The organism is Nocardia rosealba (genome assembly GCF_020216065.1).
GTDB lineage: Bacteria > Actinomycetota > Actinomycetes > Mycobacteriales > Mycobacteriaceae > Nocardia > Nocardia rosealba.
This window is the reverse complement of the sequence record NZ_JAIWNA010000002.1, coordinates 76697-100305: the sequence shown is the minus strand read 5'-3', so window position 1 is coordinate 100305 and position 23609 is coordinate 76697. Positions and strand designations below refer to the sequence as shown.

General features: G+C 68.4%; 19 protein-coding genes. 14 read left to right on the top strand and 5 right to left on the bottom strand.

What is annotated here, in order from left to right; genetic code table 11:
- Positions 1–59: 59 nt before the first annotated feature.
- Both LDL21_RS07225 and LDL21_RS07220 read right to left on the bottom strand, forming a co-directional pair.
- A complete protein-coding gene (locus LDL21_RS07225; protein WP_225279326.1) occupies positions 60–857 on the bottom strand; it encodes an IclR family transcriptional regulator in 798 nt (265 codons plus the stop codon).
- A gap of 129 nt (positions 858–986) precedes the next feature.
- The gene (locus LDL21_RS07220; protein ID WP_225279325.1) at positions 987–3215 is read right to left on the bottom strand and encodes an ATP-binding protein; all 2229 of its coding nucleotides are present in this window, start codon (positions 3213–3215) and stop codon (positions 987–989) included.
- A gap of 198 nt (positions 3216–3413) precedes the next feature.
- On the opposite strand from LDL21_RS07220, the gene LDL21_RS07215 reads away from it, so the two are divergent.
- Positions 3414–4472, top strand: a complete 1059-nt coding sequence (locus LDL21_RS07215; RefSeq protein WP_225279324.1) for a protein kinase family protein — start codon at positions 3414–3416, stop codon at positions 4470–4472.
- 5 nt (positions 4473–4477) lie between these two features.
- Here LDL21_RS07215 and LDL21_RS07210 read toward each other — a convergent pair whose 3' ends face one another.
- Entirely contained in the window at positions 4478–5581 is a 1104-nt protein-coding gene (locus LDL21_RS07210; RefSeq protein WP_225279323.1) for an AI-2E family transporter, read from the bottom strand.
- 148 nt (positions 5582–5729) lie between these two features.
- Between LDL21_RS07210 and LDL21_RS07205 the strand changes: the two genes are divergently transcribed.
- The 6 genes from LDL21_RS07205 (at position 5730) to LDL21_RS07180 (ending at position 12216) form a co-directional block, all read left to right on the top strand.
- Positions 5730–6701, top strand: a complete 972-nt coding sequence (locus LDL21_RS07205; protein ID WP_225279322.1) for a DUF389 domain-containing protein — start codon at positions 5730–5732, stop codon at positions 6699–6701.
- Positions 6702–6774: 73 nt separating this feature from the next.
- Entirely contained in the window at positions 6775–7149 is a 375-nt protein-coding gene (locus tag LDL21_RS07200) for an SHOCT domain-containing protein (RefSeq protein WP_225279321.1), read from the top strand.
- Positions 7150–7233: 84 nt separating this feature from the next.
- Positions 7234–7896, top strand: a complete 663-nt coding sequence (locus LDL21_RS07195; protein ID WP_225279320.1) for a GAP family protein — start codon at positions 7234–7236, stop codon at positions 7894–7896.
- Between the two features lie 5 nt (positions 7897–7901).
- The gene (locus LDL21_RS07190; RefSeq protein ID WP_225279319.1) at positions 7902–9593 is read left to right on the top strand and encodes a SulP family inorganic anion transporter; all 1692 of its coding nucleotides are present in this window, start codon (positions 7902–7904) and stop codon (positions 9591–9593) included.
- The gene (locus LDL21_RS07185) at positions 9590–10201 is read left to right on the top strand and encodes a DUF4203 domain-containing protein (RefSeq protein WP_225279318.1); all 612 of its coding nucleotides are present in this window, start codon (positions 9590–9592) and stop codon (positions 10199–10201) included. Before LDL21_RS07190 ends, LDL21_RS07185 begins: the two co-directional genes overlap by 4 nt.
- A 119-nt stretch (positions 10202–10320) precedes the next feature.
- The gene (locus tag LDL21_RS07180) at positions 10321–12216 is read left to right on the top strand and encodes an alkyl/aryl-sulfatase (protein WP_225279317.1); all 1896 of its coding nucleotides are present in this window, start codon (positions 10321–10323) and stop codon (positions 12214–12216) included.
- Between the two features lie 37 nt (positions 12217–12253).
- On the opposite strand, the gene LDL21_RS07175 is transcribed toward LDL21_RS07180, so the two are convergent.
- Positions 12254–13096, bottom strand: coding sequence for an SDR family oxidoreductase (locus tag LDL21_RS07175; RefSeq protein ID WP_225279316.1), 843 nt, complete (start codon positions 13094–13096; stop codon positions 12254–12256).
- A 61-nt stretch (positions 13097–13157) separates the two neighbouring features.
- On the opposite strand from LDL21_RS07175, the gene LDL21_RS07170 reads away from it, so the two are divergent.
- From LDL21_RS07170 to LDL21_RS07145, 6 genes are all read left to right on the top strand, one after another.
- Positions 13158–13892 carry a PaaX domain-containing protein, C- domain protein gene (locus LDL21_RS07170; RefSeq protein WP_225279315.1) on the top strand — a complete coding sequence of 245 codons (735 nt, stop codon included), beginning with the start codon at positions 13158–13160 and terminating at the stop codon, positions 13890–13892.
- Positions 13893–14030: 138 nt separating this feature from the next.
- Positions 14031–15413, top strand: a complete 1383-nt coding sequence (locus LDL21_RS07165) for an ABC1 kinase family protein (RefSeq protein ID WP_225279314.1) — start codon at positions 14031–14033, stop codon at positions 15411–15413.
- A 96-nt stretch (positions 15414–15509) separates the two neighbouring features.
- Positions 15510–17429, top strand: a complete 1920-nt coding sequence (locus LDL21_RS07160; protein ID WP_225279313.1) for a sensor histidine kinase — start codon at positions 15510–15512, stop codon at positions 17427–17429.
- A 226-nt stretch (positions 17430–17655) separates the two neighbouring features.
- Positions 17656–18696: a PucR family transcriptional regulator gene (locus LDL21_RS07155; RefSeq protein ID WP_225279312.1), complete on the top strand. Its 1041-nt coding sequence runs from the start codon at positions 17656–17658 to the stop codon at positions 18694–18696.
- A 28-nt stretch (positions 18697–18724) separates the two neighbouring features.
- Positions 18725–19537, top strand: coding sequence for a poly(ethylene terephthalate) hydrolase family protein (locus tag LDL21_RS07150; RefSeq protein ID WP_225279311.1), 813 nt, complete (start codon positions 18725–18727; stop codon positions 19535–19537).
- Between the two features lie 121 nt (positions 19538–19658).
- On the top strand, positions 19659–21941 hold the full coding sequence (locus LDL21_RS07145) for an ATP-binding protein (RefSeq protein WP_225279310.1): 2283 nt from the start codon (positions 19659–19661) through the stop codon (positions 21939–21941).
- Positions 21942–21947: 6 nt separating this feature from the next.
- Here LDL21_RS07145 and LDL21_RS07140 read toward each other — a convergent pair whose 3' ends face one another.
- On the bottom strand, positions 21948–22370 hold the full coding sequence (locus tag LDL21_RS07140; protein WP_225279309.1) for a MarR family winged helix-turn-helix transcriptional regulator: 423 nt from the start codon (positions 22368–22370) through the stop codon (positions 21948–21950).
- A 109-nt stretch (positions 22371–22479) separates the two neighbouring features.
- Between LDL21_RS07140 and LDL21_RS07135 the strand changes: the two genes are divergently transcribed.
- Positions 22480–23607, top strand: coding sequence for an NADH:flavin oxidoreductase (locus LDL21_RS07135; protein WP_225279308.1), 1128 nt, complete (start codon positions 22480–22482; stop codon positions 23605–23607).
- The last annotated feature ends 2 nt before the right edge of the window (positions 23608–23609 follow it).

The window sequence follows — 23609 nt, the reverse complement described above, 5'->3', positions numbered from 1 at the left end:
CGAAATAGCGAACCGTACCCGCTTGGTGGGTCAGGGCCGCACGAGCCGTGACCCACCACCTATTCGTGCCGGGGGGCGATCGCTCGCGCGGCTTCGGCGGCGACGTCGACCAGGATCCGGGCGAGCCGGGCCGTGCCCGGCGGATGCTGCCCACCGATCCGTCCGGACAGCGACAGCGCGGCGATCCCCTCGTCGGCCCTGATCGGCACCCCCACGCACACGATGCCGGTTATCGACTCCTCACGATCGAGGGCGACTCCCTGATGATTCCGCACGCGGTCCAGTTCGCGGTGCAGTCCGCTGCGGAGGGCGATGGTGCGGGAGGTGAGGCGCGAAAGGTGCTGCGGGAAGGCCAATTCGATGACACTCGGCTGGAGGGTGGCCAGCAGCGCCTTCCCGATTGCGGTGCAGTGCGCGGGGATGCGGCCGCCGAGGCGGGTCGGGATATCGGCACCGCTGCGGCCGACCACCTTGTCGATGATGAGCACCTCTGGGCCGTCGAGCACGCCGAGGTGCGCGATCATGCCGGTGGTTCGGCACAATTCGTGCAGCAGCGGCCCCATCGCATCGCGAATCTCGTTGTGCTCGATGGCGAGTCCGCCGAGTTCCAGTGCCCGGGTGCCCAGACGGTAGCCGCCGGGTGCGTGTGCGAGCCAGCGCAGCCGGATCATCTGATCGATGATGCGGTGCACACTCGAACGGGGCAGACCGGTGCGTTCGGCGACGTCGATCAGGGTGCGCATCGGCACGGGTCCGTCGAAGCTGTCCAGGATCAGGGTCATCCGCTCGATCATCGAGACCGGTGCGCGGCCGGTGCGCGCCGTTGTCCGGGGCGCGACGCGTTCGTCGACGGTCATGCCTCACCTCACTGCTGTTGGCTGTGGGCATCACTGTGCCGGTCCGGCGGCGCGCGGGAATCGCGGAAACTACGGAAGTCGTGCGCGCGGACTACGGAGATCGCCTCCCCGGAGCTCGATTTCGCGACGTCACGCGGTGAGTCGGCTGACCCAGGCGGCGATCTGGGTGCGGGAGGTGAAACCCAGTTTGGTGAGGATGTGGTCGACATGGCTCTCGGCGGTGCGGACCGAGATCACCAGTTCCTGCGCGATCCGGCGGTTGCCGTAGCCGCGCGCGATCAACATCGCCACGTCGCGTTCCCTTCGGGTCAGCACCTCCAGTCCCGTGTCGGCGACGGCGACCGTCGACGGTTCGCTGCCCGTCGCGTAGTCGACGGCGTCCTCGGCGGTGAGTCCGGCGCCCGCGTCGAAGCAGGCGGCGAACTCCCGGGCACCGAGTGCGTGCTCGACCTGTTCGCGGATCCGCCGACCGATGAGCTGGGTCATCGCGTGCGCGAGGCGTTGCGAACTGCCCCGGCGGACGGCCGTCGCCGCACCCATCAGCCGTGCCGCGCGCTCGAGGTCGCCGTCGGCGGCGGCCGTCCAGGCCAGGCCGTCGACGCTGGTGGCGATCCAGGCGCACCGGTCGAAGAGCCGGAACAACTCGATCGATCGGCGCAGGGCGGCGACCGCGCCGCGCTGATCGCCGTCGCGCTGTCGCTGGGTGCCGACCGCCCAATGGGCGAGTCCGCCGAGCAGGTGGGAGCCGTGTTCGCTGGTCACGGCCAGGAGTTGCTCGGTGAGGGCGGCGGCGTGCGGGTCGTCGAGGGCCAGCGCGCAGACAGCGGCGAATGCCAGGCTTTCCATCTCCACGCGTGGGTGCGTGCACTCGCGCGCGCAGACCGATACCGCCAGGGCGATGTCGAGTGCGCCTCGTGGATCGCCCGCACCGAAAACCAGCACGGCTCTGGCCATTTCGGTCTCGGAACGCACCTGGGCCGACCCGGTTTCGGCGGCGATCGCGGCACCGGCGCCGGCGAATTCCGCCGCCTTCTCGGACTCACCGCGCATCGCGGCGATCACCGCGCAAGCAGCCAGCGCCCTGGCCCGGACGACAGTGCGCTCGGTGTTCTTCGCCAGCGCCTCCGACAGCCAGCGGTAACCCTCCAGCAGCAGGTGGCAGTGCTCCCAGAACGGCCACAGCTCGGTCGCGATCTCGAGCGCGCGCCGGGCACCGGCCGGATCGTCGAGGCAGAACTGCAGCGCGGCACGCAGATTGGCGTGTTCGCGGGCGACATCGCCGAACCAGGTGGTGTCCGCGGAGCTCCAGTACTCGTCGCGACCGCGGCGCGCGAGGCGGTAGTAGAACTCGCGATGGGCGATCCGGGCGGCGTATTCGGCGCCGCGCGCCCGCAAACGATCACCGGCGAACTGGCGCAGCGGCTCGAGCATCGTGTACCGCCCCGCGCCGTCGACGCCCGGGCCGTAGCTCAGCACGGACTTGTCGACCAGCCCGGTGAGCGCGTCGAGCAGGGTCTGCGGTGCGCCGACGTGGCAGGCCGCTTCGGCGGCGGCGAGGTCGACACCGCCCGCGAAGACCGACAGCTGTTCCCACAGCTTTTGCTCGTCCGGTGTACACAGGTCGTAGCTCCAGCGAATCGCCGACGCCAACGTCTGCTGGCGTTCCGGTGCGGCGCGCGGGCCGGTGGTGAGCAGCCCCATCGCGTCGTCGAGTCGGGCCAGGACCTGCTCGGGGGTGAACATCCGCATCCGCAGCGCCGCCAATTCGAGGGCGAGCGGGATGCCGTCGAGGCGGCGGCAGATCGCGATCAGTGTCGCCGGATCAGCGGCGCGTCGTGCGAAATTCGGGTCCGCGGCGGTGGCGCGGTCGATCAGCAGGCAGATCGCCGGGTTGTCGAGGCCGGCCTGATCGGAGCCGGGTACCGGCAGCGGGGCCACGGGCAGAATCTGCTCGCCGGGGACGCCGAGCGGTTCGCGGCTGGTCGCGAGGATCCGCAGGCCGGTTGTGGCCGGGATCAGCCGGTCTGCGAGCGCGGCGCACGCGTCGATCATGTGCTCGCAGTTGTCCAGAATCAGCAGGAGATCGGCGTCGGCCAGGTGCGCGATGAGGGCGGTGAGCGGGGCACTGATGTCGTCACGCAATCCGAGTTCGCGTGCCACTGTCGACGCGACCAGGTCCGGATCGTTCAGATGAGCCAGCTCCACCAGCCACACGCCGTCGGGAAACGCCCGCCGAGCCACCTCCCCCACCCGCCTGCTCAACCGCGTCTTGCCGACCCCACCCACCCCGGTCAACGTGAGCAACCGCGTGCCACCGAGCAGCTTCCTGGCCGCGGCGACATCATCGTCGCGCCCCACAAAGCTGGTCACCTCCGCCGGAAGATTCCCCGACACCCGCCTACCCACACCCCACTGTCGCACAGGAAGTTCCAGCACACAGGCGGACCGCGACGCTGATCGGAAGGCCATCGGTACGCTCACGGGATGGGTGGGGACTTGTCAGATCGAGCCGGCCGAAGCACGGGGCAACCAGGTGAGCGGGGCGAGCACCCGAACATGTCGCGCCCGGCCCGTCTCGACGCTCACAGCGCTGTCGCTACGGCCCTCGCCCTGCACAGCGATCACGCCTTGCGCGAACTCGTCGACGCGGCCACGCCGGTCGGCACCGGGATCGGCGGGAAGTCAGCGCTGCTCGAGGTTTGCGGGACACCGGTTTTCGTGAAGCGAGTGCCACTCACCGACCTGGAACGGCAGCCGGAGCACGTCCGATACACGGCGAATCTGTTCGAGCTGCCGCAGTTCTACCACTACGGCGTCGGCCTCATCGGTGGGGCGGGGTTCGGGGCCTGGCGCGAACTCGCCGTGCACATCATGACGACGAACTGGGTGCTGGCCGCCGAACACGAGGGCTTCCCGTTGATGTACCACTGGCGCGTACTGCCCGACACCAACCCACTGCCGGACGAGCTCGCCGACATCGATCGCGTCGTCGCCTATTGGGATGACAGGCCGCAGGTGCGTCGGCGGATCGAGGCTGTCCGGGACTCTTCGGCGAGCATCGCGCTGTTCCTGGAGTACATCCCGCACACCCTGCACGAGTGGCTCGACGCCCGGGTCGCGGCCGGCGACGACGCCACCGATCGGGCCTGTGCCATGGTGGAACGGGAACTGGCCGCCGGCACCGCGTTCATGAACAGCCGTGGACTGCTGCACCTCGACGCGCACTTCCACAACATCCTGACCGACGGTCGACGCCTCTACTTCGCCGACTACGGTCTCGCGCTCGCCTCCGGGTTCGACCTCTCGCCGCAGGAAGCCGCGTTCTTCGACCGGAACCAGAGCTACGACCGCGGTTTCACCGCGACCTACCTGGTGAACTGGCTGCTCACCGCGCTGTACGGGCTCCGACGGGAAGACCGGGAGAAGCGCCTCGCGATGGTGCGCGGCATCGCCGACGGCGAACCTGCGACGGGAATTCCGGACGGAGCCGCCACAATCATCACCCGGCACGCGCCGGTTGCCGCCGCCATGTCGGCGTTCATGCGCGCGTTCCAGCAGACGACTCGGCGCACGCCGTATCCGGACGAGGAGATCGGACGACTGTGCCGCGGATGAGTGCCTCAGGTGGATTTGTCGGCGGCGCTGTTCCTTTTCGCCGGGAGCGGGCCGCCGATGAGGACGTCGGCCCAGCGGGTGGACGGGTCGATGTCGAGCAGGAGGGCTTTCACCAGGAGCGTGAGAGGGATGGCGAGGATGGCGCCGAGGCCACCCAGTACCCAGGACCAGAACACCAGGGAAAGGAACGTGATGGTGACACTGAGTCCTACGGCGTCACCGACGAACTTGGGTTGGATGATCGACTGGATCACGAAATTGATCGCGCTGTAGACCACGATCACCCACACCATCAGAACCGGTCCGCTGTCGAGCAGAGCCAGCAGCGCGGGTGGGATCACGCCGATGATGAAGCCGATGTTCGGGATGTAGTTGGTGATGAACGACAGCAGCGCCCACAGCAGCGGTAACGGCACTCCGAGCAACCACAGTGCACCGCCGTCGATCACCGCCACGATCGCACCGAACACTGTCGAAACGACCAGATATTTGCGGGTGCCCGCCGCGAAACTGCCGAGTGCCTGGGCGATGGCGGGCCGTTCGGCGGCGACCACGGCCATTCTCGGCCGCATGCTCATCCCGTCGACCGCCATGAACAGCAACAGCGCGGCCACGAAGAACAGATTCGAGAACACCCCGACGACACCGCCGAGCAGGTTGTCGAGCAACCCGACGAGTTTGCCGAGGTCGATGTCCTGCAAGGCCTTCTGGGTCTGGTCGTGACTCAATCCAGCGGCGTCGAGCCAGCCACGAACGGTGTCGAGCAGATTGTCGAGACTGCCGGTGTACTGCGGTAGCCGCGAAGCCAATTGCGCGGCCGAAAGCGCTAGCGCCCCACCGAAACCCACCAGAATGAGCAACACCGCGCCGAAGGCGAGCAGCATGCCGAGCCAGGCCGGACCACCACGCTGCTGCACCCTGGTCTGGATCGGTTGCACGGCGATGGTGAGCATCAAGGCCAGAAATGTCGGACCCACCACACCGGCGAAGGCTTTCAACCCGGTGACGCAGATGATGATCGCGGCTATCGACAACAGCACGACGAGACCGCGGGGAATGGACCACCCACCCGCGCCGGGAGACTGCCGGACCGTGTCCGTGGTGTGCATGCGACGACGCTAATCCCGTGCGCCCTGCCTCCGGATCACCCGTTCGGGGTGAATTCGCCGCGCGGTCGGTGCGGAATTCATCCATTACGGGTGATTTCGTGGGTGCAGCCACTTTCTACGCTTGGCCGGACATGGCGAAAGGATCGCGATGCTCGGCTTTCTCGTCCCCGCCGATCAGCGCCGCACCCTCGACGAACTGACCGACAAACTCGACCTGTCGGTGGGCGCGGTGGCGGCGAAGCGCTCGGCGTTCTGGATCATGCTCGTGCTCTCGGCGGTCATCGCGATCTCGGGTGTGATCGGTGATTCCACGGCCACCGTGATCGGCGCGATGATCGTCGCCCCGCTGTCGATCCCGATCCTCGGGGTCGCTCTCGGTGTGGCGACCGGGCGCGCGGCGCTGGTGGGCCGCAGCGCGCTGCTGGTGGTCGCCGGTATCGCGGTGGTGGTCGTGCTCGGTTTCCTGTTCGCGCAGCTGCTGCCGAATCCGGTGAATGTGCTGGCGAACGCGCAGGTCGTCGGGCGGACCTCACCCAAACTGATGGATCTGACCGCAGCGCTGGCCACCGGTCTCGTCGCGGCGGTGGCGATCACTCGCCGTGATGTGGGTGACGTGCTGCCCGGTGTCGCCATCGCGATTTCACTGGTGCCGCCGCTGGGCGTGGTCGGGGTGTGCCTCGGTTCGCAGGCGCCCGCCCTGGCACTGGGTGCGTTCGTGCTGTTCGCCTCCAACATGCTGGCGATGATCATCACCACCACCACGGTGCTGCTGCTGGCCGGTTACGGGCGCGACGCCGAGGCGCCGACCGGTGGTCGCGGTCGCGCCTATGTGGTGCTCGGCGCGGCGCTGATCCTGGTGGCGGTGCCGATGGTGATCAATTCGCTGTCGACGCTGTGGGCCGGGCAGATCTCCGACGTCGCCCGCGACTGGCTGCGCGAGCAGCCCGGCGCCCAGGTGGTGGACGTGACTCTGCACAGCGACACCGCCACCATCACCGTCCTCGGTCCGCAACAGCTGCCCGACCTGGCCGAATTGCAGCGCCGGGTCGACGATCTCGTGCCCTGGCACCCCGACGTCGTGGTCGTGCACAACGTCGGGGGCCGGGTGCGACCACGGTGACACCGACGTCGCCGCGACACCCGACGTGTTCACCGACCCGGTGGGCGCTCAGCACGAAAGTGAGGGATCAACAATGGATTTCTGGGATGTCATCTGGGCCATTGTCGTAAGTTTCGCGTTCATCGCCTATCTGCTGCTGATCTTCGTCATCCTGACCGATCTCTTCCGGGACCGGAAAACCTCGGGCTGGGTGAAGGCGATCTGGGTGCTGTGCCTGTTCCTCTTCCCGTTGATCACCGGGCTGGTGTATTTGATCGTGCGCGGTGACGGAATGGGCGAACGCACCGCCGAAGCCGAACAGCAGGCCAAAGCGGCGACCGACCAATACATCAGGGAGACCGCCGGTACCAGTTCGGCCGCCGAGATCGCGGACGCCAAGAAGCTGCTGGACTCGGGCGCTATTACCGAGGGCGAATTCCAGCAGCTCAAGGCCAAAGCGCTGGCCTGATTTCCGTGCCATGCGCGTGCGGTGCGCGAATCTCATCCGTCACGTGTGAGGCGGGGCGCCTACCTGTGCGCCTACGGTCGCGCTATGGGTCCGGTCATCGGAGATCTGCTTCCGCTCGCCGTCGGTGTCGCGCTGTCGCCGATACCGATCGTGGCGACGATTCTCATGATTCTGTCGGCGCGTGGAAAGGGCGCGGCGATCGGATTCGCCACCGGGTGGGTGCTCGGCATCCTGGTGGTCACCGGGGTGGTGACGCTGTTCGCCGGCAACCTGGGCGGGTCCGACGACAGCGAACCCGGTGCCGCGGCGGCGTGGATCAAGATCGTCCTCGGGGTGCTGCTCGTGGGATTGGCGGTGAAACAGTGGCAGGCGCGCTCGCAGACCGAGGTGCCGGGCTGGATGCGCGCGATCGACACCCTCACCCCGGTGAAGGCGACCGGGCTCGGGGCACTGCTGTCCGGGGTCAACCCGAAGAATCTGCTGCTGTGCGTCTCGGCGGGTGTCGCGATCGGGGCGGCAGGCCTCGACACCGGTGGCACGCTCGGCGCAATCGTGGTGTTCACGGTGCTCGCGTCGGCCACGGTCCTGACCGTAGTGCTGGGCTATCTCGTGGCGGCCGAACGGCTCGGCCCGGCACTCGACCGGCTCCGGATGTGGTTGCAGGACAACAATCACGCCGTCATGGCCATCGTGCTGCTGGTCATGGGCGCGGTGGTCCTCGGTAAGGGGCTGGGCGGATTGGGGTGAGGCGGATGTCGGTACCGGTGTTCACCTCCCTGCGTGGCTACCGCGGCGACTGGGTGCGTCCCGATGTGATCGCCGGGCTCACGGTGTGGGCGGTGCTGGTACCCGAGGCGCTGGCCTACGCCTCCATCGCCGGGGTGCCGCCGGTGGTCGGCCTGTACGCGGCCGTGCCCGCCCTGGTGCTCTACGCGCTGGCAGGCAGTTCCCGGCACCTGGTGGTCGGTCCGATGTCGGCGACCGCGGCGCTGTCGGCGGCGATCGTCACCCCGCTGGCCGGCGCCGACGGCGGCCGCTACCTCGCCCTGACTGCAGCTCTGGCCATCTGCACCGGTGTCGTCGGCCTGCTGGCCGGGTTGATCCGGCTGGGATTCATCGCGAGCTTCATCTCCGAACCGGTTCTGAAGGGGTTCATCGTCGGGTTGGCCCTCGTCATCATCATCGGCCAGGTGCCCAAGCTGCTCGGGCTGCACAAGCACGAGGGCAACTTCTTCGAACAGGCCTGGGGCATTCTGCGCGATCTCGGTGAGATCGATTGGCGCACAATGGTTGTCGGTTTGGTCAGCTTGGCCCTCGTACTGGTGTTCCGACGTTGGTTGCCGATGGTGCCAGGTGCCCTGCTGGCTGTGGTGGTCGGCATCGCCGCCGTGCACGTTCTCGGTCTCGGCGACAAGGGTGTCGCGATCGTCGGGCACATCGACGCGGGTCTCCCCCGCCTCGGCCTACCCGGCGGACTCGACTTCGGCGACTATCTCGACCTGCTCGGTCCCGCGGTCGGCGTGGTACTGATCGGCTTCGCCGAAGGTCTCGGCGCCGCCAAGACCTATGCCGCCAAAGCCGGGTACAAGGTCGATCCCGATCGGGAGCTACTCGGACTCGGCGCCGCCGATATCGGGTCGGGGCTCAGCGCGGGGATGGTGGTCAACGGCAGCCTGTCCAAGACCGCGGTCAACGGCGGCGCTGGAGCGAAAACGCAGCTCAGCGGCCTGGTAGTGGCCGCACTGACCGTCGTCACGCTGCTGTTTCTCACCGGCCTGTTCGAAAAGCTGCCCGAGGCCACCCTCGCGGCTGTGGTGATCGCCGCGGTGCTCGAACTCGTCGACTTCGCCGCGCTGCGCAGGCTCTACGGAGTGTGGAACAGTCTGCTCGGCAGCATCTACGGGCACGCTGCCCGGGCCGATTTCGTCGGTGCGATGGCCGCCCTGCTCGGCGTGCTGGTCTTCGACACGCTGCCCGGACTGCTCATCGGCATCGGGGCCGCGGTGCTGCTGCTGGTCTACCGCACCTCCCAACCGCACGTCGCCGAGCTCGGCAAGGACGGTTCGCTCTGGGTGGACAAAGCACGACACCCCGACGTGCCGACGCGCCCCGACTTGGTGGTGGTTCGCGTCGAAGCCGGGCTGTTCTTCGGCAACGCCGACTTCGTCCGCGAACGCATCGAAGCCCTGTGTACCGAGAACATCCGGCTGGTGGTTCTGGACGCGGAAACCTCGCCGTCGCTGGACGTGACCGCCGCCGACATGCTGCTCGACCTGCGAAAAGAACTGGCCCGCAAACACGTCGACTTCCGCATCGCCCGCTCGGTGGCGCAGTTCGGGGCCGAACTGGGTTCCGCTGTGGTGGGCGCGACCCCCATCCAGGTGTATCCGACGGTCACCGCGGCCGCCGCCGACCTACCCGATTCCGGAAAGGAACACCCATGAACGGCATCATCGTCGCGCTGGTCGGTGCCCTGCTGTGCTTCTATGGAGTCCGCTCGGTGCACCTCGGCATCCTCGCCATCGGGTTCGGCCTCGGCTGGCTCATCGCCGACCTGTGCAACGCCTCCTTCTGGTGGTTGCTGCTGATCGCACTGATCGGCGCGGTATCTGCCTGGGTGGTGACCTCGCTGATCTTCCGCTTCGCGGCCTATTTCGTCGGCGGCCTCACCGGCGCGATGATCGGCACCAAACTCGCCACGGTGCTGCAACCGGGCGACAAGAACTGGGCACTGAGCATGATCGTCGCCGCCGCGGTCTGTGTGGCCGGTGCCTTCCTGGCCGACAAGTTCCGGGCGCGCGCACTGCTGTGGCTGACTTCGATCGGCGGCGCGAGCATGATCCTGTCGGGCCTGGGCCGGATGGGTGACCTCGAGTTCCTGCGCGATCCCGAACCGGGTTGGCAGCAGATCTCCGCGACCCTGGCCTGGGTCGGGTTGTCGGTCTGTGGGTGGCTCGTTCAACGTCGGCTGTTCGCCGAGCGGCTCGGCATCGAACCGGAAGCGGACGAACCGCCGTCGCGCAATATCGGCGGCAAATGGCCGAGCCGGTGACGACAGGAATTTCACCCGGAGCGGGTGAGGCGCCGTCACCTCGTCCGATGTGATGCTGCGGGAGCGGGCCGTCCGGCACGGTCGCCGCGGGGTAACCGAGCACAGTGGAAAGGGATTCGATGACCAGTCCGCAGGAAGCTTCCGAGACAATCGAGGCAGGCAATGCCGAGGTGCTGCGCACGATGCCCTTCGGCGACGACCAGGATTTCGCGGACGCCGACCGCGGGTTCATCGCCGCGCTCACCCCGCCCGTGGTGCGCAGTGCCGACGGCGACGTGGTGTGGGACAGCGGGTCGTTCTCCTTCCTCGACGACGAGTGCCCCGCCACGGTGAACCCGAGCCTGTGGCGGCAGTCGAAACTGACCGTGAAGCAAGGGCTGTACGAGGTCACCGACGGCATCTACCAGATCCGCGGGCTAGACCTGTCGAACATGACGGTCATCGAGGGCGACACCGGGGTGATCGTGATCGACCCCCTGATCTCGGTGGAAACCGCGGCCGCCGGGCTCGCCCTGTATCGCGAACATCGTGGTGATCGTCCGGTCGTCGCGGTCATCTACTCGCACTCCCATATCGACCACTTCGGTGGGGTGAAGGGGGTGACGACCCAGGAAGACGTCGACGCGCAACGCTGTGTGATCATCGCACCCGCCGGCTTCACCGAGCACGCCGTCGAGGAGAACGTCTACGCGGGCACCGCCATGGCCCGGCGCGCGGCCTACATGTACGGCGCCGCACTGCCGCGCGGGCCCCTCGGCGCCGTCGGCGCGGGACTCGGACCGACCACCTCGATCGGTCAGCCGAGTCTGATCACTCCCACCGTGTCGATCGACCACACCGGTCAGGCCGTCACCGTCGACGGTGTGGCGATCGAGTTCCAGATGACCCCCGGCACCGAGGCGCCCTCGGAGATGAACTTCTACTTCCCCGCCCGGCGCGCGCTGTGCATGGCCGAGAACGCCACCCACACCCTGCACAACCTGCTCACTCTGCGCGGCGCCCTGGTGCGTGACCCGCACGTGTGGTCGAAGTACCTCACCGAGGCGATCAACCGCTACGCCGCGCGAACCGACGTGGTGTTCGCCTCGCACCACTGGCCCACCTGGGGCACCGAGCGGCTCACCGAGTACCTGTCGATCCAGCGCGACCTCTACGGCTACCTGCACGACCAGACACTGCGCTGGATCAACAAGGGCGCCACCGGAACCGAAATCGCCGAGGACTTCCCGATACCGCCCGCGCTGGCGGACAACTGGTCGGCCCACGGGTACTACGGTTCGATCAGCCACAACGTCAAAGCCATCTATCAGCGCTACATGGGCTGGTTCGACGGCAACCCGGCGAATCTGTGGCAGCACCGCACCGCCGACGTCGCCGTCCGGCACGTGGAGTTCATGGGCGGCGCCGACGAAGTCGTCGCCAAGGCACGAAAGTCCTTCGCCGACGGCGACTTCCGGTGGGTCGCGCAGGTCTTGAACTACGTGATCTTCGCCGACCCGGACCATGCCGAAGCCAAGGCACTGCAGGCCGACACCCTCGAACAGCTCGGCTACGGTTGCGAGAACGGGACCTGGCGCAACTTCTTCCTGATGGGCGCCTACGAATTACGCAACGGCACGATCGGCACCCCGACCGTGGCGGCGGCACCGGACATCATGAGTCAGCTGACGGTCGAGCAGGTCTTCGACGCGATCGCACTGCGGATCGACGGACCGCGAGCCTGGTCGGCCGACATCGTGATCGACTGGCGGATCAGCGACACCGCCGTGGTGCACCGCACCCATTTACGCAACGGCCTGCTGGTCCACTTCGACGTCGACGGGGACCTCCCACCCGCTACGACCACCTTCACGCTCAGTGCCGCCGATCTGCGCTCGGCGCTCCTCGCCGGCGGCGATCTCGCGGCGATGATCGCAGCCGGCCGAGTAACTGTCGAAGGCGACGCGGGCAAGCTGACCGAATTGGTCGGCTACCTCGACGCCCCGGACCCCGACTTCGCCATCGTCACCCCCTGACCCGCGATCCGTCGGTGCGGCCCGGGTCCGAGCGAGCTCAGGCCTGGGGCGGGTCGACGAAGATGTCGTATTCGAGATCGTCGCTGCCGCCGTAGGCGGAGAAGTCGGTCCGGCCTTCGGCTCGCAGGACTTCTACGTCGAGGAAGGTGTTGCCGGTGACCGTCCGGGCGTCCTTCTCGAGGATCGCGATCGCGGCGTCGGCCACGATCTGCGGGGTGCGGGCCTTCGCGGTCGCCTCGTCGCCGCCGAGCAGGTTCTGCACCGCGGCGGTCGCGATGAGCGTCTCGGGCCACAGGCAGTTGGCGGCGACACCGTGCTCGGCGTACTCGGCGGCCCAGCCGAGCGTCAACAGGGACATCCCGTACTTCGCCACCATGTAGGCGGGGTGGACCCCCAGCCACGCGGGCGCGAGGTTCAGCGGGGGCGACAGGCTCAGGATGTGGGCGTTGTCGCTGCGGCGCAGGTGCGGCAGGCAGGTGCTGGTGAGCAGATAGGTACCGCGCAGCTGGATCTGCTGCATGAGATCGAACCGTTTGACGGGCAGCTCCTCGGTCGGGGCGAGCGCGATGGCCGACGCGTTGTTGACGCAGTAGTCGATGCCACCGAACCGTTCGACGGTCCGGCGCACAGCCTCGATGACCGATGCCTCGTCGCGGACGTCGCCGACCACCGCCAGCGCCTGACCACCCGCGGCCTCGATCTCGGCGGCGGCCGTGTGGATGGTGCCGGGCAGCCGTGGGTCGGGAACATCGGTCTTGGCCAGCAGCGCGATATTGGCGCCCTGACGCGCGGCGGCGAGCGCGATGGCCAGCCCGATGCCGCGGCTGCCGCCCGACATGATCATCGTGCGCCCGGCCAGCGGTGAGGTAGATGTCGTCATGCCCGGCGACATTACAGATATTGAACAGCCGTAGCAATAGTGAAATATGTACACTCGACCCGTGAAGTCCACGGTCACCGGTTCCGGCGTGATGGTGCGTCCGGTGTCGGCGCGGTCGGCGCTGATCCGCATCCTCATCGCGGCCGACTCGCCGACGATGACGTCACAGCAGATCTGCGCCGCCACGACCGCGGCGGGTTACCCCGAGGCCACCGTGCGCGTCGCGGTGTCGCGGATGGTCGCGGCCGGTGAGCTCGTGCGCGCGCGTCGCGTCTACACCCTCGCCCCACACCTGCGTGCCCGCCGCCGAGACCTCCTCGCGCCCCACACGCTGCCTTGGCAAGGGGATTGGGAACAGGTCGTCATCATCGCGACGGGACGACCCGCCGCCGACCGCGCGGCCCTGCGCGCAACACTGCTCTCGCTGCGCCTGGCCGAACTCCGTGAAGGTGTGTGGATGCGCCCGGCCAACCTGGCACGCGATCTGCCCGACGACCTCGATGACACCACGATCGCCCTGCGCACCCGTGCCGTGGACGACCCGCTCGCCCTGTGCGCTCGGCTGTGGCCGCTCACCGAAATCGACCACCGCGCACGCGGATTGCTCGAAGCCATCGAAACCGCCGACCCCGCTGCCCGGTTCACGGCGGTGTGCGCGGGTCTCGACCTGCTCACCACCGACCCCGCGCTACCCACCGAACTGCTGCCCGCCGACTGGGCGATCGACGCACTGCGCGAGACGACGACGGCCTATCTCGGCTGGTTCCAGGAACTGAGCCGCGATACCGAGGACTGACAACGACCGCACCGGCGAGGTCTTCGTGCTCTGCCACGACGGCATTGGTGATGCCGCACAAGTCCGGGCCGGTCGGCCTGTGAATACGGCAACGCAGGCCGAGAATGCCCATGAGCGCATCGCGGGAAAGAGGCACCCATGGCAGACAAGCAGGTACCGACCGGACGGCTGTCACGCAGCGCACGGCTCGGCCGGTTGGCCGCGGGACAGGCGGCCCGCGGACTCGGTACCAGGCTGGCGATGATCGGGCGAACCGAACAGGCGCGCCGCACACTCGCCGAACGCTCGACACTGCAAGCCGCACAGCAGATCGTCACCGTGCTCGGTGGGATGAAGGGCGCGGCCATGAAATTGGGGCAGATGGCCTCGGTGCTGGATCTGGACATGATCCCGGAGGAGCACCGCGAGATGTTCCGCACGAAACTGGCGAAGCTGCGCGACAGCGCACCCGAAGTGCCGTTCGCGCAGATGCGCGCGGTGATCGAACAGGATCTCGGGCGCATGAGCCGGGTGTTCGGCGACTTCGACCCGGAACCGGTGGCGGCGGCCTCGATCGGCCAGGTGTATCGCGCCCGGTTGCGCGACGGGCGGGTGGTCGCGGTGAAGGTGAAGTATCCCGGCGTGGATCGGGCGGTGCACGCCGACATGCGCAATCTCGAATTCTTCAGTGGCCTGTGGAAATCGTTTCTGCCCTCGGCGGCCGATACCGAGGTGCTCGCCGAGATCTCCGGCAATATCGTCGCCGAACTGGACTACCGGCGCGAAGCGGCCAACCAGCATCGGGTCGCCGCACGCTACCGAGGCCACCCGTTCATCCTGGTCCCCGATGCCGTCGGGGAGTTCTGCGCCGACAACGTACTGGTCACCGAATTCGTCGAAGGCATCTCGTTCGACGACATCCGCCGCCTGCCCGCCGCGCGCCGCGATCACATCGGTGAGCTGGTGTACCGCTTCTACATCACCGGCATGTTCCGCGACGGCGAGTACTGCGCCGACCCGCATCCGGGCAATGTGCTGCTCGCCGACGACGGCCGGGTCGGTTTCGTCGATTTCGGGCTGTACAACACGATCGAGCGCGCCGACCTGGATTTCGAACGGCAGGTGATCCGCGCGGCCCACCGCTTCGACAGTGACGAGGTGTTCCGCCGCTGGTTCGAGCGCGGCATCATCACCCCCGACTCACCGGTGACGCCCCGGTCGGTGCTCGAATACGTGTGGGCCGCCTCGGGCTGGCATCTGCTCGACGAGGAGATCACCCTCACCCCGGAGATCGCCACCAGCGCGGTCGTGCTCGCCACCGACCCGCGTGCGGCGCAGCGGCGCGAGGTCCGCCACCTGCTGCTGCCGCCCGAGCACGTCTTCTCCCGCCGCGCCGACCTTTTCACCCTCACCGCGCTCGGCCAGCTCGAGGCGACCCGGAACTGGCACGACCTGGCCCGCGAATGGCTCTACGACGAACCGCCGGTGACCGAGATCGGCCGGGAGATCGAGGCCTGGCGGCACACGGTCACCAATGCCTGAGGTGTTTCGTGAACTACCACAGTGCGGATGGGATTCCGGCACAAAAAGCGGAACATAGGCCGTACCGGGTGCGGGGCGCGCGCCTACGTTCGCTCGATGTTCCCGGCACGGCTCGGCGTTCGCACCAGAATTCTCGCGATCGCGCTCATTCCCAGTCTCACCCTGCTCGGTCTCGGCATGTTCACCGCGGGCGACCTGGTGCGCGACAGCGCTCAGGTCCGGCAGTGGATCGACGACCTGGAGCAGATCCGGCCCGCCGCATCCGAACTCGGCGCCGCCGCCCAGGTCGAGCGGATGCTCTCGCTGCGCAAGCTCACCACCGGCGAGATCGTGCCGGAGCTGGTCTCGGCGCGGGCGCGGGTCGACCGCGGGTTCGAGGCACTGGTGCGCGCGGATGCGCGCAGGCACGAACCGTCACCGTACATCCCGGCCGCGCACGCGAAGTTCCAGGAGACCATCACGAAGGTGCGGGCCGGTATCGATGGGCGCGCGCTCAGCCCGGTCGAGGTGTACCAGTACTTCAACGGCCCGTTCGCGTTGTTCCACACCGGTTTCCGGCGCGCACAGCAGGTGGCGCCGGACCCGCTGTTCGCCACGCGGATCGCCGAGGCCGTGCGGTTGCTCGCCGCGACCGAGGCGATGTCGCGAGGCAATGCGATCGGAGTCGCGCTCTGGGGTTCGGACGGGCGGGCATTCCCGCTCGAGGACTTCACCACCCAGGTGGGCTTCTACAAGGCCGAGATCACCAACCTGATCGCCGAATTCGGCGAGCCACGCAACCGGCTGCTCGCCGAGATCGTGGCTTCCGGGGCGTGGCAACAGATTTCGACGATGGAGGCGGCGCTCGCCGAACGGCTCGCGTCCCACGAGCGGACCCGGACACCGGACCTGCCGCTCTCGCTGCAACAGTGGCAGGATGCCGCCGCCGAGGTGAATACGAAACTCTTCGCCGCCTACTCCGAACATCTCGACCGCGCCCGTGGCAGTGCCATCGAGGCCGCCCGACGCACCGAACGGTCCGCGTGGGTGGCGGGGGCCGTCGTGCTGGTGGGCAGTGTGGTCGCCATGCTGATCGCGGTGGTACTGGCCGACCGCATCATCCGCAGATTGCGGCGGCTGCGCGACGCCACGCTCGAGGTGGCCGACACCGAACTGCCCAAGGCCATCCGGCGGGCGAAAGCCGGAGAGCGCACCGAACTCGCCCCGATCCTCGACTTCGGCACCGACGAGATCGGTGAAGTCGCAACCGCTTTCGAACAGGCGGCGACCGTAGCGGTCGGGGCGGCGGTCGAGGAGGCACGCACCAGGGAGGGGGTGCGCTCGGTATTCGTCAATATCGCCCATCGCAGTCAGGTGGTGGTACACCGCCAGCTCGAGATCCTCGACGAGGCCGAAAGCAAGCAACAGGACCCGGCCCTGCTCGAGGTGTACTTTCAGCTCGATCACCTGGCGACCCGCGCACGACGCAATGCCGAGAATCTGCTGATCCTCGGTGGCAGCAGGCCCGGGCGGCGGTGGAGCACACCGGTGCCGCTGGTGGACGTGCTGCGCAGCGCGGTGGGTGAGACGAAAGAGTATGTGCGCGTGCGGGTCGGCGGCGTGCCCGACGCGCGGCTGTACGGAGCGGCGGTGGCCGACCTGATCCACCTGATCGCCGAATTCGTCGACAACGCCACCGCCTTCTCCCCGCCCGCGACGATGGTCGAGGTGAGCGCGGGTGTCGTCGGCAAGGGCCTGGCGGTCGAGGTCGCCGATCAGGGGATCGGCCTCACCGAAGCCGAATTCGAGCGGTACAACTCCCTGCTCGCCGCTCCACCGGATTTCGGGTTCGCGGCACTGTCGCACGATTCGCGCATGGGTTTGTTCGTGGTGGCCCAGCTCGCGAGCACCCACGCGGTGTCGGTGCGGTTGGCCGAGTCACCGTACGGCGGAGTGCGCGCCATCGTGGTCATTCCCGGCACCCTCATCGACGGCCCCGAAGCCGCGGTCGCCGGCGAACGGAAGGTCTCCCGGTGAACCCCGTCGATTCGTGGGCGGAGCCGAATACGCACCCCGTTGCGCAGAGATACGCAGTTCTACCGATGTCCCGGCGTGCTCCACCCGGCACGCTCGACGAATGCCACATCGGACACCCTCCGGAACCGCCGTCCTGAGCAGATCGGCACCGGCGCACACCGCGGCGGAATCGACGATCGACCGCCTGGTACGGACGGCCTTCACCGATGGCCGCACAGGACGGAATATGTTGCGCCCACAGCAGATCCGGAACATCGGGCTGGTGTGCCTCGATCTGATCGCGGCCACGAGCTCCGGATCGGCCACGACCGTCCCACTCGCTCGCCTCGAACACTCCACCGTCGAATGGGCACGCGACGGCATCGGGGTGGAGGCGATCCTGCACGCCGTGCACCGCTGTGCGCGCATCGCCGTCGATCTGACCGGAGCGCAGGTCGACGTGGTCGACCTGCTCGAGCACACCGCCACGACGGTCGCGAGCGCCTACGTGCGGTACACCCTGGAACTGGCGGGCCGCTCCGAACACGCCAAAGACGCACTGGCCAACCAGGTCATCGCGGGTACCCACTCGCGTGCCGTGGCCCGCGACTGCGGCGTCGAACTGGCCGACGAGTACTGGGTGCTGGCGCTGAGTATCGCGGGCGAACCGACGGACGGGCCCGCCGACGGGGTCGACGAGCGGGTGCGCGCCCGGCGCGCCATCACCCGCATGCGCGCCGAACTCGACCGCCGATGCGACGGTGAGTGCCTGGTCGCGCTGTCCACGCGTGGGGGCACCGCCTTGGTGCCGGGCCACATCGACGCCGACATCGACGTCGTGGCGGCCGCGCTCACCCGCGCCGCCGGTCGTCAGGTCACCGTGGCGGTCGTGCTGTCCGACCTCGACGAGGTTGCCGACGCGACCGAGTGCGCGCACGAACTGCTCGAGATCGTCCGGCGGCTCGGCCGCAGGGGCGGCGTGCACCGGTTCAGCGACTACGCGCTCGAATACCAGCTCACCCGGCCCGGTCCGGCCCGCGACCACCTCGCGACCGTGCTCGAGCCGCTGACCGGACACCCCGAACTCCTCGAAACGCTGCGCTGCCACGTCGCCAACAACCTGAACCGGCGCCGCACCGCAACCATGCTGCACCTGCACACCAACTCGATCGACTACCGCATCAAGCGCATCGCCGAACTCACCGGCTACGACGCCACCCGGTGCGCCGATCTGTGGTACCTGCGCTCCGCGCTCGTGGTGTCGGGGTTGCACGATCCGGCCGCGTAGTACCGCGGCACCGTAGGAAAGGACAACGATGTTTTTCCGATGCACAACCCTGGCGGCGGTCGCGGTGACCGGCCTGCTGGCGGCCGCGCCCGCTGTGGCGAGCCCTCCGTCGGCCGGGTCGGCCGGTTCGTCACAGGTGGCCGACCCGGTGGGCGCCGTGACGGTCGACAAGTGGGCCGACCACACGGTGTACCGTCCCGCCGATCTCGGCACGACCCGCCATCCGGTGGTGCTCTGGGGCACCGGCGCCGGGCCGGGCGTCTACGCCGACACGCTGCTGAAACCCTGGGCCGCAGCGGGTTTCATCGTCGTCGCCGCGAACACCACGATGGCGAACTCGGGCGCGGAGATGCTGGCCGGCGGACGGGAACTGCTGCGGCGCAACGACACACCGGGCAACGCGTACACGGGCAAGGTGGCCACCGACCAGGTGGCGGCCGCGGGTCATTCCCAGGGCGGCGCGGGCGCGATCAACGCGGGCGCCGACACGATGGTGCGCACCGTGCTCGCCCTGCAACCCGGCCCGCTGGCGGCTCCGGGGAAGATGGTCGGGCCCGCGCTGTTCCTGGCCGGAGAGGCCGACCGTATCGTCGACGCCGACGGCATCGTCATGCCCCTGTTCGAGAAGGCCGACCAGGTACCCGCGATCTTCGCCGAACTCGGTGGTGCCGGCCACCTGGTCTGGGGACGATACGCCGAGGTGATGGCCGACTGGCTGAAGTACCAACTGCTCGGTGACACCGCCGCGAAGGCCCGGTTCCTCGGTGCCGACTGCGGCCTGTGCACCGACGCCGCGTGGACGAGGGTTCTGCACAACGCGAAGGCGCAAGCGCTGAGCTGAGTGCGGACATCGGTGAATTCGTGCCGCTCCCGGGACGACGGCTGAGTACGATCGCCGAAACCGATCACACTCGTGAGCCGGATCGACAGCACGTGTCGTCCGGTACGACCCGGAACGGCAGATGGTTCGAAGCACGCTCGACCCGGCGGCGACCAGCTACCTCGGCCGCGATGCCGAGGTAGCCGCGGTGCGTGCCCTGCTCGACGACGGCTGCCTGGTCTCCATCACCGGCCAGGGCGGACTCGGCAAGACCCGCCTGGCCCGCAAGGTCGCCGGGCAGCTCGCCGCCGATTACGACGACGGTGTCTACTTCGTGGAACTGTCCGGGCTGCGCCACGACGACGAGGTCGGCACAGCGGTGGCGGCCGCACTCAGGTTGCGGATCAAGACCGGCGAGTCGGCGACCGAACGGGTACTCGACCATCTGGTTCGCCGGGCACCGCTGCTGGTCCTCGACAACTGCGAACATCTGCTCGACGGCTGCGCCGACCTCGTCATCCAGGTGCTCGCGACCTGCCCCGGGGTGACCCTGCTCGTCACCAGCAGGCAGACACTCAGCGTGGCGGGCGAGCAGGTCTACCGGCTGCCGCCGCTGCCCGTGCCGCCACCGGGGCTCGACGATCCCGCCCGGATCGCCGCGTACCCGGCGGCGGCCCTGCTGGTTGACCGGGCCAGAGCGGTGCGCGCCGATTTCCGGATCACCGAGTCGAACGCCGCCGACATCGCCCACCTGTGCCGACTGCTCGACGGGATCCCCCTGGCCATCGAACTGGCGGCGGCCCGGCATCGCTCGCTCTCGCCCGCGCAGGTCATCGCCCGCTGGTCGTGTGGGTTGACGCTGCCGACGGCCTGGACACACGGGATGCCCGACCGGCACCAGACGCTGCGCAACACGGTCGACTGGAGCTACCGGTTGTGCACCGACGACGAGAAGCAGGTGTGGGCGCGGCTGTCGATCTTCCAGGACTGGTTCGAGCTGGAAGCCGCCGAATACGTCTGCGCCGACACGCGTTCGGCCGCGCCCGTGGTTTCCGTCGTCGATTCGCTGGTCGACAAGTCGATCCTGGAACGGCGCGGCGACGACATCACGCACTACCGTCTGCTGCGGCCGGTGCGCGAGTTCGGCGCCGAGAAGCTGACCGAGGAAGGTACGACCGAGGTCGTCGCCCGTCGGCACCGGGACTGGTTCCGGGACGTGATCCTGCTGGCCGACCGGGAATTCTTCAGCAAGAAGCAGTACGAACACGTGCGTCGGTTGCAGGTCTGCCAACTCGATCTGCGATTGGCGCTGGAATGGTCGCTCGAGACGCCGGGCGAGGCCGAGACCGCGCTCGAGATGGCGGCCTGCCTGGACGAGTTCTGGCGGATGGCGGGCTCGGATCAGCTCGTGAAGGTCTGGTTGCAGCGTGCGTTGCACGCGGCGCCGCATTCGCCGCACGCGGGACGCGGCTGGGCGGTGCTCGCCCTGCATTCGATCTGGATGACCGACCGCGACAGCGCCTATCGCGAACTCGATCAGGCCGATCGGGAGGCGGCGCGCTCCGGCGATCCGGTCGTGATCGCCCTCGCGAAGGCCGCCCGGTCCGCCGCGGCCAAGATCGACCTGGACAACGAGCAGGCGGCCGCCCTCGCCTCGGAGGCCACTCACACCCTGCGCAGCCACGGACACCTGCGTGAGTCGATGGGGGCGTGGAACATCTACGCGCTGGCGACTGCCGCCGCCGACCCCGCCGGTCGCCTCCAGGAGCTACGCGAGGCAGTGCGGCTCTGCGAGGAGCACGGCGATTACTACTATCGCGGGCTCTACCTGTTCGCCATTTCGCTGATCGAGGTGATGCTCGGCAATCCCGACGCGGCCGAGCGAGCCGGCCACACCGCCCTGCGGATCTCGCGCCGGTGGGGCAGCAGATTCGGCGACGCCTATCACGTGGAAACGCTGGCGTGGGTGGCCTCGGCACGCAATCAGCATCTGCGCGCCGCCACCCTGTTCGGTGTCGCCGCGGCCGCGTGGGAGCAGTTGGGTTCCGACCCCGACGTCATCCTCGTGCGCCCGCACACCCTCTTTCGCGACGCGTCGATCCGGGCACTCGGCGACGACCGTTTCGAAACCGCGTTCCTGGCCGGGCAGGCCATGCCGGTCGCCGATGCCTTCGAGTTCGCGCTGACCCCGCACCGTGAACCCGCGACTCGGCATCCTGTCGACATCGCGCCGCTGACCCCGCGTGAGTACGAGGTGGCGACCCTGATCGCCGCCGGGCTGACGAACAAGGAGATCGCCGCCCGGCTCGTCATCGCACCCCGCACCGCCGACACGCACGTGGGCAACATTCTCACCAAGCTCGGCTCGTCGAACCGAGCCCAGATCGCCACCTGGGTCGCCACCCGCGGCGCCGACGCCGACTGAGGTCCCCTACTTCCGGAAGACCTCTGACAGCAGGGCAGACAGCGTCCGGCGTTGTTCCGCGTCGAGCCGCTCGAGACCAGCCCGCGTGAGGTGCATCTTCGCGCGGATCGCGTCGGTGACCTGCTCGCCCTCCGGGGTGATGACGAGGTGGGTGACGCGCCGATCGGCGGCGTTGGTCTCCCGGCGCACGAGCCCACGCTTCTCGAGCCGGTTGATGATGCCGGTGATGTTGGAGGCATCGCAGTACATGGTCTCGGCCAGCCTTCGCATGGCGATGGGCCCACGGCGCAGCACGGTGAGGGTCTTGGCCTGGATGGCGGTGAGCTGCTCGCTGGCCGCGGCTGCGGTGAAGTCTCCGTAATACGCGCCGAGCGACACCGACAACAGCTCCATGAGCTGGTCGGGGTCGTCGCGGGAAACGTCTGACATAAGTCGAGCCTAGCGCCAGAAACTTGACGACCTCAAATATCTCCGCCTACGGTGGCGACATTGCTTGAAGTTCTCAACCTTCGACCTTCTCAAGTAAGCAGGAGCATTCATGACCGTCACCGCGTCCGACGCCGCCCGTGCGACGCAGGCCCTGTCACGACCCGTCACCCTGAACGGCCTGACCGTCCCCAACCGGATCGCCATGGCCCCGATGACCCGGATGTTCTCCCCCGGCGGCATCCCCGGCGACGACGTGGCCTCCTACTACGCTCGCCGGGCCGCGGCAGGGGTCGGCCTGATCGTCACCGAAGGCACCTACGTCGGTCACGAGTCGGCCGGACAGAGCGATCGCGTCCCGCGCTTCCACGGCGAGGCCCAGCTGGCCGGATGGGCGAAGGTCGCCGCCGACGTGCACGCGGCAGGCGGCACCATCGTCCCGCAGCTGTGGCATATCGGCATGGTGCGCAACCACGGTGAAGCGCCCTACCCCGACGCCCCGGCCATGGGCCCCTCCGGCATTCGCGTCGACGGCACCGAGGGCGCGGGCCACGCCATGACCCAGCGCGACCTCGACAACGTGATCGCCGCGTTCGCCGACGCCGCCGCGGCCGCCGAACGCCTCGGATTCGACGGGGTGGAACTCCACGGCGCCCACGGCTATCTCCTCGACCAGTTCCTGTGGTCACGCACGAATCGCCGCACCGACGCCTACGGCGGAGACGCGGTGGCCAGGACCAGGTTCGTCGCCGAGGTCGTCCGGGCCGTGCGCGCTGTCGTCTCGCCGACCTTCCCGGTGATCCTGCGCTATTCGCAGTGGAAGCAGGACGCCTACGACGGGCGCCTGGCGCAGACACCCCAGGAGCTGGAGGCGATCCTCGCCCCGCTCACCGAGGCAGGCGTCGATGTCTTCCACGCCTCGACCCGCCGCTACTGGCTCCCCGAATTCGACGGCTCCGACCTGAATCTGGCCGGTTGGACCAAGAAGCTCACCGGCAAGCCGGTGATCACCGTCGGCTCGGTCGGCCTCGACGGCGACTTCCTGAACGCCTTCCGTGGGCACGGCGCCGAACTGGGCAGCCTCGACAATCTGCTCGAACGAATGGAACGCGACGAGGTCGACATGGTCGCCGTCGGACGTGCGCTGCTCCAGGATCCCGAGTGGGCCCGCAAGGTCCTCGACGGACGCTTCGACGAGCTGAAGCCCTTCGACCCCGCCGCCCAGCAGACCCTCAGCTGAGC